Consider the following 15,779-nt stretch of genomic DNA (forward strand, 5'->3'; position numbering starts at 1 on the left):
GGTAAAACGTTGTGTATATTGCAACGATTGCGAGACGAGGAGGGGAGAAGGATGGACGATGTCCTGGACCGCAAGCGGGCCCTGTGCCTGCTGCAGATCATCGAAACCGGCTCGGTGCGCGGCGCGGCCGATGTGCTGGAACTGGACCCGTCGGTGGTAAGCCGCGCCGTGGCGAAGCTGGAGCAGGACACCGGCCTGGCGCTGCTGGAACGGCGTGGCCGGGGCGTGGTGGCGACGGATGCGGGGCGGCTGCTGGCGCTGTTCGCCAGGCGTCAGCAGGATCTGAGCGACACGTTCCTGGCGGAGGTCAATCACCTCAAGAACGCCCAGCGCGGCCATGTGGAAGTCGTTTTTGGCGAGGGCTTTATCGATCTGGTGCTGGAGCCGGTGCTGCGGGGGTTCCAGCACAAGTACCCGGATGTCACGTACAACATCCGCGTGGCGGGGACGGAAGAAACCGTGCGTTGCATCCTGGAAGACCTGGCGCATATCGGCCTGGTGTTCCAGCCGCCGGACGACGTGCGGCTGCGCTCGCACTATTCACGGCTGGCGCCGATCCGCGTGCATGTGCGCAAGGACCATCCGCTGGCACGCAAGCGGGGCGCGCTGACGCTGGCCGACCTGGCGCCGCACCAGGGCGCGTCGCTGACGGAATCGTTCGGCGTGCGCAAGCATATCCAGGCAGCCGAGGTCGAAGAGCACATCACGCTGAACCATATGCTCACCACCAACTCGTTCAAGGTGCTGTGGGAATTCGCCGCGCTGGGACTGGGCTACATCATGACGCCGCGCTCGGTGCCGTTGAAGGGCGCGCAGTTCGAGGACCTGGTGTCGCGTCCGCTTGCCAACCCTATCCTGAACAACAGCCGCATCCATGTGATCACCCGGACCGGCCGGCCGCTGTCACCGGTGGCGGACCGCTTGCTGCGTCATGTGGTGAAGGCCTTTCCGCTGGTTTGAGGCGATGGTTCGTTGCTACGCGTTGACGCCGTTCTCGCGCAACAGGCGCTCGCATTCGTCGAGCATGTCGTGCGCGAACGCGGACTGGTAGTTCGGGTCGAGCGCTTCCATCATTTCGTGCGAGGCATAGAGCCCCGCTTCGCGCGACAGCGTCTGCGCCAGCTGGCGCGCGAACTGGTCGCTCAGTTCCGAGAGCAGGCGGCGCTCCGACAGGGCGAGTTGCAGCTTCGAGCGTGACAGCCATTCTCCCGCCAGCGTGGCGCCCTGCGCATCGGTGAGCCACTTGCCGTGTTCGTAGTAGGCGGACAGCCGCTCGGCCGTCAACGCAAACACGAGTGCCTTGCGCGTGTTGAAATCGATCTTCAGAAGCGGTGCTGCTTTCATGTTCATGGGGATGACGGTGGCGCGGCTCAGCGTTGCGCCGATTGCTGCGTGATGCGGGCGAACGTGGCCTGGAGCCACGCGCCGATGGCGGCGATTTCTTCCATGCAGACGGAGTGCGGCATGGCATAGGTGTGCCATGCCACCGGAATCCGGCGTGCCTGCAGGAAGTCGCGGGCCTGTTCGCCAAGCTGCAGCGGCACGACATCATCCTGCGTGCCGTGGGCGGCGAAGACGGGGATGGCGGCGTTGGCGGCAGTCGCCTGCGCTGCCAGCGTGTCCGGAGCGGGGATATACGTGGACAGGGCGACGATGCCTGCGAGCGCGTCCGGATGGGTGATGGCAGTGGTATAGGCGATTGCGCCGCCCTGCGAAAAGCCGGCCAGCACGATGTGGTCCGTCGCGATACCGCGGGCATTCTCGCGCGCGATCAGCGCCCGGATGCGCTCGCACGACACCCGGATGCCCATTTCATCGGCACGCCGTCCGGCTTCGTCGAACGAGTAGATGTCATACCAGGCCGGCATGACATAACCGCCGTTGCAGGTGACGGGAATGGCCGGTGCATGAGGAAAGATAAAGCGCACGCCCGGCGTGTCTCCCAGGCCAAGCTCGGGAACCACCGGCACGAAGTCATTGCCATCCGCGCCCAGGCCGTGCATCCAGATCACGGTGAAAGCGGGATTGGGCGCGGTCTCGATCTCGATCGCGGGCAGCAGTTCGTTCATGGGGGGGCTCCTGTGTGACGGTCCGCCAGCCGGCTTGCGCGGCGGGCAGCGCGAGTATCGCACAGGTCGGCACGCGTTCCCGCGAGCCGTGCGGCGCTATCAATGACCGGCGGAGTACGAGGGACTCCGCCGTGGGTCAGGCAATTTGCCGCCGCATACTGCCGCGCTAGGCGGCCGAGGGCACGATCGGGACGGTGGTCAGTCCCGGCGCGACACGCGGTGCCGAGAAGGTCTCGATGGCAGCCGGCGCGGCGGCGCGGCGCTTGTCCACCACGTCCTCGACGCCCTTGGTCGCCACGTCTTCCAGGAACGCGACCATGTCGCGATAGTAGGCAACTTGCATTTGCGCCTCGAGCAGGCGCCGTTCGGCCTGGAACAACGTCAGCCTCATGTCTTGCAGTTCCCTTTCGGCAATCTTTTCCGGGGTCGGCGGACTGAACAAGTTTGCAAGCCGGCGCATGGCATTCCCTCCAATGCTGTTCAACAGCGATTAACCGATGCTTTTGCCATGAGAACAAATATAGACAAGAAATCGGGAAAAGAATCTCAGCCTGCCCATTCGTCGCGCCTCGCCCACAAGGATGATTGTCGCGGCGCGCAGACTCGGTTAGATTGTCGGGCCCCGATCGAGGCCGTGCCCGCGGCCAAGCATGAACGCGATCACGGGCGCCCAGAACGCATCCATGTGGTCGGCCAGGATGGCCGCGTCATGCGGCATGCCATCAAACAAGACCAGTTCCTGAAGATTCGCAGCCGCCTGCGCAAGACGTTCGGCATGGGCCAGTGGAAGGACCTGGTCGGCGCGGCTGTGCACGAGCATCAGCGGCAATCCGATCCGGCGCAGGCGCGCCGCGTTGTTCCATGGATCCGGCAGCAGCCACGCCAGCCGCGCGGGGACGCGGCCGGTCTGGACGGCGGCGGCACGCGCGGAACTGAAACCCGAGGCGATGATCATCCCGTCAGGGGCTGGCGTGAACCCGCGCGCGACATCCAGCAACACTCCCGACCCTAGCGAGTGTCCGAGGACGTAGTGCCGCGTTGCGTCGGGCGTTGCCGCCCGGAACATCCGATAGGCCGCGCGTGCGTCTTCACGCAAGTGCCTGACGCTGGGGCGTCCGCTGCTCGCGCCGTAGCCGCTGTAATCGAATACGAAGCTGCCGATGCCGGAACGCGACAGCATGGCTTGCACGGGCGCCCAGTCGGACAGGCATTCGTCGTCGCCGTGGCACACCATCAGCGCCGGTGCCTGCCCGTTTCCCGCAGGCGCGTAAGCAGCATGGAGCAGGCGAGTGCCGCTGTGGAACGTGCTGTGCTGCAGCGAGGCTTCAGGCTGATCGGGCCCCGGGGGCGCACTGGTCGGCGTGACGAAAGCCTCGCGTTCGACCGCACGGAACAACAGGTGGCGTGCAAGGCCGGCCACGACGGCAATGCCGGCCGTACTGGCCAGCCAGCGGGGAAGCGGAGAGTCGCGAGGTGGCTGCATGGTTGCCAGTGTGCGGAGACGCCCGTCAAGGCTAACAGGTGTCGTGCAATTGGCACAGCCAGAAGAGTGAGGCGAGCGACGCCGCCCAGCCCTGTCCATCATCCGAACATCAGCTATCAGGCCGATAGAAAAGTTTTTCCTTGACTATCTACCTAGTAGTAGATAGTATTTGGGTCATGGAAGCGCTGCTCCACCGGCAAAGAAAAGAAGGGCCGGTTCTGCAACGGGACCATCGCAATACCGTGAAAGCGGTCTTTTTTTAGGTCAGGTCATCTATCTACTAGTAGATGCGAGATCGAAGAGAGACCCCAGCAGAGAACCGATTCCGCGACGCCCCAGGGAAGGTCGCCAGCCAAGGAGCCCATCATGAATGCCAAGTTCGCCAAGACCGTCATCACTGCCGCAACCCTTGCCGCCGCGCTCGCCAGCGGCGTCGCCCAGGCTTCGGGCCCGCGCGACAGCAACTTTGCCGGGGACAAGTACGGGTACAGCTTCCGCGTCGGCAAGACCGATCCGTTCACCGACGGCGCCAAGGTTGGCAAGTTCGACCCGTACACCGATGGTGCCAAGGTCGGCAAGACCGACCCGTACACGGACGGTGCCCGCACTGTAGCGGGTCTGGATACGCGTGGTGTGTCCGCCACGCCGGCACGCAGCGTTGATCCGTACCTGGACGGCGCCAAGGTTGGCAAGTTCGACCCGTACACCGATGGTGCCCGTACGGTCGCCGGCCTGGATACGCGCGGTGTCTCGGCCACGCCGGCACGCAGCGCTGACCCGTACCTGGACGGTGCCAAGGTCGGCAAGTTCGACCCGTACACCGACGGCGCGCTCGCCTGACCGTCTGCCGGCCTGGCAGGCCGGCGGTTTTCTTTCGCCACGGCAGCCAGGTCCATGCAGGGCCTGGCTGGCCGCAATGGAGTCCATCATGAATTTGCGTGACAGTTTCCTTCTGCTCGGCGGATGGTTGCTGGTCTGCGTGACGAGTGGCTCGATGATCACCTTCGCCGCGCAGGTCCTGCCAGGTTAAACCGCCTGATTGAACCGATTCACCATGGCACGCCCCGGTTAAGCCGGGGCTGTGTCCGTCGGGGCACCGGCAAATTCAGGTGCGCGGGTCTCTGTCCGGCATCAGTCCTAAGGGATTACCCGTGCCTTCAGGCGTTCTCCTTGAGCGTCTATCTTCATGTAGATAAACTGGCCTCATGAAAACGCAATCCGTACGAGAGCAACTGCTCGAGCACACGCTCGTCCTGATCCGGCGCCGGGGCTTCAATGGCTTCAGCTACCGGGACCTAGCCGAACTGGTCGGCGTCAAGACGTCGAGCATCCACTATTACTTTCCGACCAAGGACGATCTCGTCCTGGAGGCCGTCAAGACATATAGCGCGGCCATGTCCGAACGCCTGCGGTCGATCGATACCGCGCTGCCCGTGACCGAGCAGGCCGCCATCTACCTGGCCCCGTTCCGCGCCAGCTGCGGTTCGGATCAGATCTGCCTGTGCGGCATGCTGTCGGCCGAGACCTTGTGCTTGCCCGAATCGGTTCACGAGTTGCTGCAGAGCTTTTTCCTGATGAACGAGCGCTGGCTGACTGGCTTGCTGGAACGTGCCCAGCCGCAACGGACGACGCCGTTCCCGGTGCCGCCCGCGCGCCTGGCACAGGTCGTGTTCGGCTCGCTGCAAAGCGGATTGATTTCGGCGCGCCTGTTCGGTACGTCTGACCGGGTGGAATCTGCCGCGGATACCCTGCTGGCTGCCGTAGCCGGCTAACGCCTACGTCAGATAGCCCGGCGCAAAGCTGCCATGTGGCGAATGCTGCACGGCAGCTTTTTTGTTTGCGGGAATGGGCTCGATGCAAGGCCGCCCAGCTGCGCTTTGGGGCGTGCATATCGTTATTTATCAAGGGGTTAAAGCCATCGCGGGATGTCTATCGGTGCGATAGAAATCTTTTTCCTTGACTATCTACCTAGTAGTAGATAGTATTTGACTCATGGAAGCGCTGCTGCACCGGCAAGGAAAAAGAAACCGGTTCTGCAACGGGACCATCGCAATACCGTGAAGACGGTCTTTTTTTGAATCCGGTTATCTATCTACTAGTAGATGCGGGATCAAAAAGAGACCCGAAGATTGAACCGAACCCAGGCGACGCCTACCGGGAGGTCGCCAGCCCAGGAGCCCATCATGAATGCCAAGTTCGCCAAGACCGTTATCACCGCCGCCACCCTTGCCGCCGCACTCGCCACTGGCCTCGCGCAGGCCGCTGCCCCGAGCGGCAGCGGTTCAGCCGGGGACACCTATGGCTACAACTACCGCGTCGGCAAGGTCGATGCCTTCACCGACGGCGCCAAGGTTGGCAAGTTCGACCCGTACACCGATGGCGCGCGCGTTGGGAAGGCTGATCCCTACACCGATGGCGCACGCGTCGGCAAGCCTGATCCGTACACGGACGGCGCCCGTACGGTAGCCGGCCTGGATACGCGTGGTGTCTCGGCTACGCCGGCACGCAGCGTTGATCCGTACCTGGACGGTGCCAAGGTTGGCAAGACCGACCCGTACACGGACGGCGCCCGTACGGTAGCCGGCCTGGATACGCGTGGTGTCTCGGCTACGCCGGCACGCAGCGTTGATCCGTACCTGGACGGTGCCAAGGTTGGCAAGACCGACCCGTACACGGACGGTGCCCGTACGGTAGCCGGCCTGGATACGCGTAGTGTCTCGGCTACGCCGGCACGCAGCGTTGATCCGTACCTGGACGGCGCCAAGGTTGGCAAGACCGACCCGTACACCGACGGCGCACTCGCCTGACCAGAGCGGCCGGCCTGTGGCCGGCCAACTGACATTCACAGCGGGCGGTACGTCGCCCGCTCCCAAAGGGGAACATCATGAATTTGCGTGACAGCGCGCTGATACTGGTTGGATGGGTGGGGCTCTGCCTCTTCAGCGGTTCACTCATCACGCTGCTCGCGCAAACGCTGCCGGCCTGACCGGCAGTCCATTGCAAGGGGTCTGAAGCCATGAAAACACTATCCGTTCGCGAACAACTGATCGAGCACACGCTGGTGCTGATCCGTCGCAAGGGTTTCAACGGCTTCAGCTATCGCGACCTCGCCGAACTGGTGGGCGTCAAGACCTCGAGCATCCACTACTATTTCCCATCCAAGGACGATCTCGTGCTCGAGGCGGTGCGTGAATACAGCGCCCGCGTCCAGGAGCGCATCCGCGCGATCGACACCAGGCTGCCTCCGGCGGAACAGGCGCGGCAATACCTGGAGCCGGTCCGCACGGCCTTCGGCACCGATCAGGCCTGCCTGGTGGGCATGCTGTCGGCCGATGTGCTGTCGCTCTCCGAGCCGGTGCGCGCGACGATGCGCGAGTACGTTCACATGCATGAGACGTGGCTGACCGGCTTGTTCGAACGCGCCCAGCCACTGCGCGACAAGCCGTATCCGGTGCCGCCCGCGCAGTTGGCGCAAGTGGTCTACGGCTCGCTGCAGAACGGGCTCATGGCCGCACGGCTGTTCGGCACGCATGAGCGTCTCGAGGCTGCCGCGGCCGTGCTGGCCGGGGTCATGCCGTAAGCGCGAGCTGGCGCGCTACCGTGTCGCACAGCCAGTCGGGATCATCATGCGGCAGGTCATGGCCTGCCCATGGGTGGCGTAGCAGCGGCACCTTCCACATGCGCGCCAGATGGTCGGAGCAGACCGGGTCGACCAGACGATCGGCATCCGAAGCGATCAGCAGGGTGGACGGGCAGGGCGGCTGGCGATCCGCACGGTAACGCGCAGCCGCCAGCAGTTGCCGTAGCGCCGAACTCCGGCTGACTGGCGCGCTGGTCGCGATTTGCCTCCACGCCTCGATGTCGGCCTGTTTTGCATCGCTGCGTGCGCAGGTCAGCCGGTGGATGGTGGGCTCGCAATAGTCCCGGTTCTCCCAGGCGGCAGCGATGCGCAGCAGGTCAGGCCAGTTGGCCGGACGCAGCCGCTGCGCCATGGTGCTGAAGGGCCGCATGCTGGTGTTGATCAGGACCAGCGCGGCCACCTCGTCGGGAAACCGGCGCGCCCATTCCGCCGCCACCATCGCACCCAGCGACATCGCCAGCACCCGGCAGTGTCGCAGCTGTCCTGCCTGTCTCAAGCTGTCCCGGACCGACGCGACGAGTCCCGGCACGCTTGCTGGTGATACTTCGTGGCAGAGCGTGCCATTGCCGGGCAGGTCCAGCGCCAGCGGCGTGCCCAGTCCGACAGCCTGCCATCGCTGGGGCAGCGTGCCCCAGTGCCGGCTTTCGCGCGTAAGGCCGCGTAGGAATACCCAGTCCGTCATGTCCCGGAGCGCTGGTTCCAGTGCGCACGCGCCTGCTCCTGCAACTGCGCGCGGCGCTCGCCGGTCGGCAGCCAGCGCTGTGGCGCAAAGGCGATGCGGCCAAGGAAATCGAACAGGCTCACATGGCGGCGCAGTACCCGCGCGGTGCGGTGTGCCTTGATCGGGTTGAACATGCCATCGCGCGAGAACAGTTGCCGCGGATTCTTCTTGATCCACAGCCACGAGCCCAACTCCAGCGTCATCGGCAGGAACAGGTTCTCCGGCGGCGCCAGGTCATACGCGTAGTCCCACAGGTCGCCGTGCAGCAGGTACTGGTGGCTCTGTGGCTCGAATGCATAGCCATGGTGCGGATGGGCCTGCTCGAACATGGTCTTGAGCAGGTACATCTCCGGCAGATGCGGCATGGGGCGGTGCGTGCGCGCATACGGGAACCAGATGCTGTCGCGCCAGCCGTAGCCCGAGTGGCAATCCACCGCGAAGCTGAGCGGCCGCGACAGCAGCTCGCTTTGCACCACCCTCAGCAAGGCCTGGCTTTCGATTTCCATCGGGCGACCCGCGCGGCCGCGAAACCATGGCAGCCAGGCGCCGATGCGCTGGCCGCCGGCCAGGAATGGCACGCGCGCGTCGGCATCCTGCGGTGCATTGCGCATCAGGTCGACGCCGTTGGGGTTGGCGCGGGTGGCGGCCCACATGCCGCCCGGGTTGACGATGGGCATGAAGACCAGCCGCACCGACTGCAGCTCCTCGTGCAGCAGTTCATCCCACTCCAGGCGCCAGAGCAGCGAGCGCAGGTAGTCCAGCACGAGTTGCGTGCCGATGCGCTCCAGCCCGTGAATGCCGCCGAAGATGCCGATTGCCGGCGCATCGGGCGCCGTGGCGCCGACGGTGGCCGCGTAGACCGAGAAACGATGGCCGCGCACCGAGGTTTCGCAAACCGCGCGCGCGTCCAGCACGCGGCTGCCCGCATCCAGCAGGCCCAGCAACTGTTCGTATTCGGCAAAAGCGGCGTGCTCGCTCATGGCACCAATATAGGCGCTGGGCGGCATGGCGGCCACGTGGCCGCCGGGCAGGGCGCGCCCCGCATCGCTCAGGCGGCCTGTGCCTGCGGGTCAGGCGCCAGGGCTTTCACGCATTCCAGGAAGGCGCCCACCAGGCGCGTATGGCGCCGGCTTTCCAGGCAGTACAGGTATTCGTGCAGGACGGGCGGGCGTTGCGCAAACGTCACGATGCGCAGCGTCGGGTCGCGCGGCACCTCGCCGGCGGGCACGACGCTCGCCCCGAGATTCTGCCGGATGGCCTCGTAGATGGCCTCCCGGCTGCCGATGACCATATGGCGCGGCAGCTCCTGGCCGCAGGCGGACAGCGCCGCCTCGGTGGCCTGGCGGGTCATCGAACCATGCTCGCGCACGAGCAGGTGGCATTCGGCGAGCCGGGCGATATCGACATGCGGCAGCCGCGCGAACGGGTGGTCCGCATGGACCACGAGCACCATCGGATCGGAAGCCAGGCGGGTACGGGCCAGCCTGCCATCTTCCACGGCGTGCGAGGAGACCGCGGCATCGATGCGGTACTCCAGCAGCGCCTCGATCATCTGCTGCGAATTGCCGATCTCGATGCTGACCTCGACCGCCGGGAAGCGTTGCCGGAACGCGGCCACGCTGCGCAGGATGTAGTAGGGGCCGGTCGCGCCGATGCGCAGGTTGCCGAAACGCAGGTTCCCGGCGTTGCGCAGCAGATAGTCGGCATTGCTTTCCTGTTGCATCAACTGCTCCACCACCGGCATCAGCGCGACACCGACGTCGCTCAGGTCGATCCGGCTCGCACGGCGATAGAACAGCTCCACGCCATAGGCATCCTCCAGCTGGCGGATGCGCGCCGTGACCGTGGGCTGGCTCACGCCAAGTTGCCTGGCAGCCGTGGTAATGCTGCCCTGGCGTGCCACTTCGAAGAAGGTCGTGAGAAGGTCGCCGAGCATGGGATAAGGGGGCAGGGAAAGGTAGCGGGCGCGCAGGCACCAGTCGACCGCGCAGTCTAGCGGTGCAATGTGACAGTACCGCTACGCTTTCCCTGGTGACGGGCTGGGTTCAGGTCCCCATGGCCGGGTCGGACACGCTGTCGGCACCGGTTTCCAGGCGTCCGGCGAAGCGCCGCGTGAACCCGCCCTGGGCCGTGCTCACGGTGAAGTCGTACCAGTTACCCTGCAATCCCACGGGCCAGTGCTGCTCAAGCTGCTTGCCTGCCGGGATCTCGTAAGTCCACGGGCCGTCCATGCGGTAGGCGTTGGGCTGGACGGTGAAGGTGCAGGGGCCGCTGCCGGTGTTGATCAGCGTCAGGTAGACCGCCGCGTTGGCGATGTCGTAGCAGACGCGGATCTCGGGCGCGCTGGCATACGGAGCCGTGACGGTGCTCACGTCGCCGCTGAAGGCGCGATGGAAGCCGTTAGGCCCGAGCACCCACAGGTCGTACTTGCCGCTGTCGGTGGCAAAGGCATCCCAGCTGCCGTCCAGCTCCTTGCCGGGCTCGACCAGGTAGCGGCGCGGCACGCGGTCCAGGTGCAGGCGGTCATACACATGAAAGACCGCGGCCTGCTTGCCGGTGTTGCTGAACAGCAGCCACACCAGCCGACCGGCGGCATCCTCACGGGCGCTGACGTGCAGTTCGTACGGCAAGGCGCGCGAGGGGCGCGTGCCTTTGGCCTGCGCGGCCATCTGCTGCGCTGCCGCCGAGGGCAGCGGCACCTGCGCCAGGGCGCCCTGCGCGTTGCGGATGGCGTCGGCGCCGGCCTTGTCGCGGCTCGGCAAGGACGGCAGTGCGGCAGAGTTGGGGCTGACGAAGTTGAACGCGGAGGTCAGGTCGCCGACCACGGCACGCCGGTAGGCTGTGACGTTGGCCTCCCTGACGCCAAAGCGGGCTTCCAGGAAGTGCAGCACCGACGTATGGTCGAACACCTGCGAGTTGACCCAGCCGCCGCGGCTCCACGGCGAGACCACGTACATCGGCACGCGCGGCCCGGGGCCGTAGGGCTTCTTGTCGACGTGGTACTCGCCATCCGTGGCAACCGTCGAGGCACCGGCAAGCACGCCGTTCTCATAGGCCGGCGCGCATGGCGGCGGCACATGGTCGAAGAAGCCGTCGTTCTCGTCGAAGTTGATCAGCAGGACCGTCTTGCTCCAGATCTCGGGGTTTGCCGTCAGCGCGTTCAGGACTTCCTGCGTGTACCAGGCCCCTTGCACCGGGCTGGAAGGCCCCGGATGTTCGGAGTAGTTGGCGGGCGCGACGATCCACGTCACCTGCGGCAGCTTGCCGGCCGCGACATCGTCGCGCAGGGCCTGCAGGAAGCCGCCGTCGGGCATCGTGTTGGAGATGCCCTTGATCAGCGGGTTGATGGCGTCGTCACTGCTGGCGTAGGCGGGGTAGGGGCTGCCGTTGGCCGCATTGCCGCGCGCGAGGTTGGCATCGCGATACTGCTTGAAGCCTGCCAGCGGGTTGTCGGTGAAGTTGTCCGGCATGTTCTGGTAGACCTTCCAGCTCACGCCGGCAGCTTCCAGCCGTTCCGGATAGGTTGTCCAGGTGTAGGGTGTATTGGAGCCTGTGAACGAGTCGCCGCTGTTGTCGATGACCGGCCCGCCGTGCGTGGCGCTCGGGTCGTTGGTGCCGGTCCAGTGGAACAGGCGGTTGGGGTTGGTGCCGCCATGGAAGCCGCAGTGGTAGGCGTCGCAGATAGTGAAGGCATTGGCCAGCGCGAACTGGAAGTCCAGTTCGGCTTCGGTGTAATAGCCCATTGACTGCGTGTTCTTGTAGGTCGGCCACTTGTTCATGCGGCCCAGGTCCCACGCGTTCTGCGCATCGGGGTAGGTATGCGGGGTGCCGCTGACGCGCTGGGCGTTGCCGGCCGTGCTGTCCAGGTGATAAGGCAGGACCGTGCGCGTGGTGCTGCCGACATAGGTCTGCTGCCAGACATTGAGCCCGCCCGCGAGCGGGATCGGGAAGCGGTCACCGAAGCCGCGCACGCCGCGCAGCGTGCCGAAGTAGTTGTCGAACGAGCGGTTTTCCTGCATCAGGATCACGACGTGCTCGACGTCGCGGATGGTGCCCGTGGCATTGTTGGCCGGGATGGCGAGCGCACGGCGGATGGCCGGCGGGAAGGCAGCCAGTGCGGCGGTGGCCGCGGCGCTGGTGCCGGCAAGCTTGAGGAAACTGCGTCTGCTTCTGCTTCTGCTGTTGGCGGTCATGTCGTTCTGTAGCCGGATAGGTTCAGGATGGTCGGCGGGCTTGCGTTCGCTCAAGGCGCGCAGCGGATGGCAGGCTTGACGGCAGGCGGCTGGTTGACGGCGTTGTCGCCGCCGCTCGGAGTCTGCGAGCCACCGGTCGGTGTTTGCGTGCCGTTTGCGGCGTTGTCATCGCTGCCGCCGCAGGCGGACAGCGCCGCGCACATCAGCAGGGTGGCCATCCAGTGCGGACGCGTGGCTGCGCGCAGGATTCGGTTCATGGTGAGGTTCTCCTGAATGCTTGGGCCGTGGATGGAGCGGGTCATGGGTTGAGGCTGGACAGCGGCTGGCGCGATGCAGTGATGGACTTCAGTTCGTCCAGCGTCAGCACCCGCGTCCACATGGCGAGGTCGTTGAAGGCCATCACGCCCTTGAGCGATCCGGCGTTGTTTGCCACATAGTTATGGGTGGCATCGTCATTGAGCCCCCAGGCCTTGGTGGCCAGGCCGTTGAGCTTGGTCACGTCGGTCGACGCGATGGCCTTGTTCTCGACCTTCTGCAGGCCCAGCACGGGGTCGATGATGTAGCCGCTGAACGTCTTGGCCACTGTATCGACGGACAGGGCGAGGTACGCCCACTGGTTGGCGGACACCTTCATGCCGTTGATGTCGTCGCGCTTGCCGCCGCTGCCGATGTTGAAGCGGACCTCGCAACTGCCGAACAGGCCGAAGGCGATGCCGGCATTCGCGCCCGAGGTGTAGTTCTTGTTGGAGAGGATGGGCTCGCCGGTGCCGTTGCCCTGCGTGCAATCGGTGCGGAACCAGAAGCCGATGGTGAACTGCGGGCTGAGCGCGATGTCTGCACCGTTCTGCACGAACTGGTAGGCATCGACGTTGGAATCGACACGCAATCCCTTGGCGCCGAAGTTGTCGTCGACAAGCGAGCCGCCGTCCGTGCCTGGTACCCACGGACCGAGCGTGGCGCTGGCCTTGGCGTCGACGGCAGGCTTGCTGTCCAGGCTGAAGTAGGTGGCCAGGTTGTTGCGCAGCGTGGTGGCCAGCGGTACCGGCTTCACGTAATTGATCTGGGCCAGGTAGGACACCGGCACGCCGTTGCGCACCAGTGTGTAGTTGAAGCGGTACAGGCCGGTGGGCAGGTCGAAGGCGTTGTCGACGTACTGCGTGGCGCCGGCCGGCAGGCGGGCGACCTGCACGCCGTCGCGCAGCACGAGCGTTTCACCGGCGGAGGCCGGGGCGTTCTGCCAGGTCAGCTCGATCGAATCGTTGTAGCGGCCCACCGCCATGCGGATACCGCGTACGCCTGCGCCGGTGCCGTTCAGCGGCATGCCGTCGAAGCGGTTGGCGCTGGCATCGATCGCAATGCCGGCGTGCCCAAGCAACGTCGGGGCAATGTCGGCCTCGGTCGGCAGTGCCGACAGGTCGGCGGGCGTGACGGGTGCCGCGCTTCCGGAACTGGCCAGGGCCGGGTTCAGCGGCTTGTTCATGGCGATGAAGGCGGTGCGGTTCTCGACGGTCGGAACCGACGTGGTGGCGCCGTTGGCGTCGAGCCCGTGGCTGGTGGTGACCATCACGAGCCAGTCCTCGTTCGGCTGCGTCTTGCGGCGATCTGCCACGGCTGCGAGCAACTCACCCAGTGCCTGGTCGAAGCCGGCCAGCGCCGTGGTATAGCTGCCGGCGCCGAAGCCGTCGGACTCGGCCGCGAGTGCCGGTGCGCTGTACTGTGCGAACACCAGCCCGTAGCCGGACTGCACCAGCTTCACGCTGTTCTGCGTCACGCAGCTGTCGGCGCCGGCGCAGTCAACCAGCGTATCGACGGCGCCGGCATCGCGTTCGCCAGTCAGCAAGGGCGACACCACGGCCGAGCTGATCGCGCCGCCAAGCTGCGTGCCGGCCTTGGCGCCGGTGCGGAAGTAGCGAAAAACGCTCGGCGCCTGGGGAGCAACCGTGCCGGTGTCGTCCGTCACGCCGTGACGGTTGGCCCAGGCGCCGGTGAGTACAGTGGCCCAGCTGGGCGCATCCAGCGTCGGCTGTGCGGTGATGGTGCCCGGCATGCCGCCGGTGGCGGCTGGCACCAGATTCAGCTGCGCAAGATTGGGCAGCTCGCGGCGCAGGATAGCGCCTTGCACCTGTTCATACGTGGCGCCGTCAACGCCAATCAGCAGCACCTTGCTGGCTGCCGGGGCCACCGGCTTGGGCGTGCTGCCCGAATCGGCGGGTTCGCCGGCCGGCGCCTGCGCACCATCTCCTCCGCATGCGGCCAGCGTGGCGGCCGCCACGCCTGCCATGGCCAGGCTGAGGGCGTGCCTGCGACGCCCCGGCCGAGCAAGAATCCATGCCATGCTCTACTCCCCTGTCTGATTGCTTGTTGTGCGCAGGGCATGCCCCGCGGGATGCAGGCAGAGTAAAAGCTGGGGTTGTCACCGTAGTGACAGGCAGGCAAAGAATCCTGATGGCGGCATTCGGATTCTTGCAGGCATTGCAGACAAGGCCGGCGCAAAGGCGCCGGCCGCACTGGCGCCGAAGGTCAGCGGTGGAACCCGGCCCCGGCCATAAGCAGCCGCAGCAGCCAGGCCGCGGCGCCGAGCGCGGCCACGCTGGCGACCCAGATCAGCACCAGCCAGCCGACGCGCCTGAGCCAGAGCGGCATCCGGACGGATTGGGGGGCCATCAGTGGTACCCCTCGCCGTGGCGGACCTTGCCGCGGAACACGTAGTAGGCCCACACCGTGTACATCAGGATGAACGGGATGATGAACAGCGCGCCCACCAGCGCAAAGCCCTGGCTTTGCGGCGGCCCGGCGGCGTCCCAGATCGAGATGCCGGGCGGGATGATGTTCGGCCAGACACTGATCGCAAGGCCCGTATAGCCCAGGAACACCAGGCCCAGCGCGTACAGGAACGGTGCGATATGGTGCGACTGGCGCAGCGAACGCATCAGCCCGAGCACGCACAGCACCACCAGCAGCGGCACTGGCGAGAACCATACCAGGTTCGGCAGGCGGAACCAGCGCTCGGCAATGCTAGGGTGCGTAATCGGGGTCCACACGCTGATGATCGCGATGACGGCGAGCAGCACCCAGCCCAGCGTGCCGGCCAGCCGCACCATGCGCTGCTGCAGGCCGCCTTCGGTCTTCATGATCAGCCAGGTGCTGCCCAGCACCGTGTAGGCCACGACCACGCCCACGCCACAGAACAGCGGGAAGGGCGCGAGCCAGTCCAGCGGCCCGCCGGCAAAGCGGTGGCCTTCCATGCGGATGCCGTCGATATACGCGCCCAGCGCCACGCCCTGGAAGAACGATGCCGTGAGCGAGCCGCCGATGAAGGCCGCGTCCCACACCGGCCGCTCGCGGTCATTGGCCTTGAAGCGGAACTCGAACGCCACGCCGCGGAAGATCAGGCCCAGCAGCATCAGCATGAGCGGCAGGTAGAGCGCGCTCAGCACCACGGCATAGGCCAGCGGGAACGCCGCCAGCAGGCCCGCGCCACCGAGGACCAGCCAGGTCTCGTTGCCGTCCCAGACCGGGGCGACGGTGTTCATCATGACATCGCGGTCATGGCGATCCGGCATGAACGGAAACAGCATGCCGATGCCCAGGTCGAAGCCATCCATGACGACATACATCATCACGCCGAAGAAGATGATGAGGATCCAGAGAAGGGAAAGGTCGATGCCCATGG

General features: G+C 65.8%; 17 protein-coding genes. 5 read left to right on the plus strand and 12 right to left on the minus strand.

Features of this window, described 5'->3' with window-relative positions:
- Positions 1-51 precede the first annotated feature (51 nt).
- On the plus strand, positions 52-960 hold the full coding sequence (locus tag AC3FKH_RS10125) for a LysR family transcriptional regulator (protein ID WP_488675158.1): 909 nt from the start codon (positions 52-54) through the stop codon (positions 958-960).
- 15 nt (positions 961-975) lie between these two features.
- On the opposite strand, the gene AC3FKH_RS10130 is transcribed toward AC3FKH_RS10125, so the two are convergent.
- From AC3FKH_RS10130 to AC3FKH_RS10145, 4 genes are all read right to left on the minus strand, one after another.
- Entirely contained in the window at positions 976-1,344 is a 369-nt protein-coding gene (locus tag AC3FKH_RS10130) for a hypothetical protein (protein ID WP_488675623.1), read from the minus strand.
- Positions 1,345-1,370: 26 nt separating this feature from the next.
- Entirely contained in the window at positions 1,371-2,069 is a 699-nt protein-coding gene (locus AC3FKH_RS10135) for an alpha/beta hydrolase (protein ID WP_488675159.1), read from the minus strand.
- 166 nt (positions 2,070-2,235) lie between these two features.
- Complete coding sequence (locus tag AC3FKH_RS10140; protein WP_488675161.1) at positions 2,236-2,529, minus strand: hypothetical protein; 294 nt, start codon at positions 2,527-2,529, stop codon at positions 2,236-2,238.
- Positions 2,530-2,676: 147 nt separating this feature from the next.
- Positions 2,677-3,552, minus strand: coding sequence for an alpha/beta hydrolase (locus AC3FKH_RS10145; protein ID WP_488675162.1), 876 nt, complete (start codon positions 3,550-3,552; stop codon positions 2,677-2,679).
- Between the two features lie 366 nt (positions 3,553-3,918).
- Between AC3FKH_RS10145 and AC3FKH_RS10150 the strand changes: the two genes are divergently transcribed.
- From AC3FKH_RS10150 to AC3FKH_RS10165, 4 genes are all read left to right on the plus strand, one after another.
- Positions 3,919-4,392 carry a copper resistance protein CopQ gene (locus AC3FKH_RS10150; protein WP_488675163.1) on the plus strand — a complete coding sequence of 158 codons (474 nt, stop codon included), beginning with the start codon at positions 3,919-3,921 and terminating at the stop codon, positions 4,390-4,392.
- 365 nt (positions 4,393-4,757) lie between these two features.
- Complete coding sequence (locus AC3FKH_RS10155) at positions 4,758-5,324, plus strand: TetR/AcrR family transcriptional regulator (RefSeq protein ID WP_488675165.1); 567 nt, start codon at positions 4,758-4,760, stop codon at positions 5,322-5,324.
- 411 nt (positions 5,325-5,735) lie between these two features.
- Entirely contained in the window at positions 5,736-6,359 is a 624-nt protein-coding gene (locus AC3FKH_RS10160) for a copper resistance protein CopQ (protein WP_488675167.1), read from the plus strand.
- 209 nt (positions 6,360-6,568) lie between these two features.
- Entirely contained in the window at positions 6,569-7,132 is a 564-nt protein-coding gene (locus tag AC3FKH_RS10165) for a TetR/AcrR family transcriptional regulator (protein ID WP_483714203.1), read from the plus strand.
- Here the strand turns inward: AC3FKH_RS10165 and AC3FKH_RS10170 are convergent.
- The 8 genes from AC3FKH_RS10170 to cydB all read right to left on the minus strand — a co-directional run bounded on the left by AC3FKH_RS10170 (position 7,122) and on the right by cydB (position 15,777).
- Positions 7,122-7,874, minus strand: a complete 753-nt coding sequence (locus AC3FKH_RS10170; RefSeq protein ID WP_488675169.1) for an alpha/beta fold hydrolase — start codon at positions 7,872-7,874, stop codon at positions 7,122-7,124. The two genes, AC3FKH_RS10165 and AC3FKH_RS10170, sit on opposite strands and share 11 nt — an antisense overlap.
- Positions 7,871-8,893, minus strand: a complete 1,023-nt coding sequence (locus AC3FKH_RS10175; protein WP_488675625.1) for a M14 family zinc carboxypeptidase — start codon at positions 8,891-8,893, stop codon at positions 7,871-7,873. Before AC3FKH_RS10175 ends, AC3FKH_RS10170 begins: the two co-directional genes overlap by 4 nt.
- Positions 8,894-8,961: 68 nt before the next feature.
- Positions 8,962-9,849 carry a LysR substrate-binding domain-containing protein gene (locus AC3FKH_RS10180; protein ID WP_488675171.1) on the minus strand — a complete coding sequence of 296 codons (888 nt, stop codon included), beginning with the start codon at positions 9,847-9,849 and terminating at the stop codon, positions 8,962-8,964.
- A gap of 109 nt (positions 9,850-9,958) precedes the next feature.
- Positions 9,959-12,106, minus strand: coding sequence for a phosphocholine-specific phospholipase C (locus AC3FKH_RS10185; protein WP_488675173.1), 2,148 nt, complete (start codon positions 12,104-12,106; stop codon positions 9,959-9,961).
- A gap of 50 nt (positions 12,107-12,156) precedes the next feature.
- Complete coding sequence (locus tag AC3FKH_RS10190) at positions 12,157-12,363, minus strand: hypothetical protein (protein WP_488675175.1); 207 nt, start codon at positions 12,361-12,363, stop codon at positions 12,157-12,159.
- A 41-nt stretch (positions 12,364-12,404) separates the two neighbouring features.
- The gene (locus tag AC3FKH_RS10195; RefSeq protein WP_488675176.1) at positions 12,405-14,441 is read right to left on the minus strand and encodes an alkaline phosphatase family protein; all 2,037 of its coding nucleotides are present in this window, start codon (positions 14,439-14,441) and stop codon (positions 12,405-12,407) included.
- A 185-nt stretch (positions 14,442-14,626) separates the two neighbouring features.
- Positions 14,627-14,770, minus strand: a complete 144-nt coding sequence (locus AC3FKH_RS10200) for a DUF2474 family protein (protein ID WP_488675178.1) — start codon at positions 14,768-14,770, stop codon at positions 14,627-14,629.
- Complete coding sequence (gene cydB / locus AC3FKH_RS10205; RefSeq protein ID WP_488675179.1) at positions 14,770-15,777, minus strand: cytochrome d ubiquinol oxidase subunit II; 1,008 nt, start codon at positions 15,775-15,777, stop codon at positions 14,770-14,772. Before cydB ends, AC3FKH_RS10200 begins: the two co-directional genes overlap by 1 nt.
- Positions 15,778-15,779 lie beyond the last annotated feature (2 nt).

Source organism: Cupriavidus sp. 21MJTG02-4, assembly GCF_057798975.1.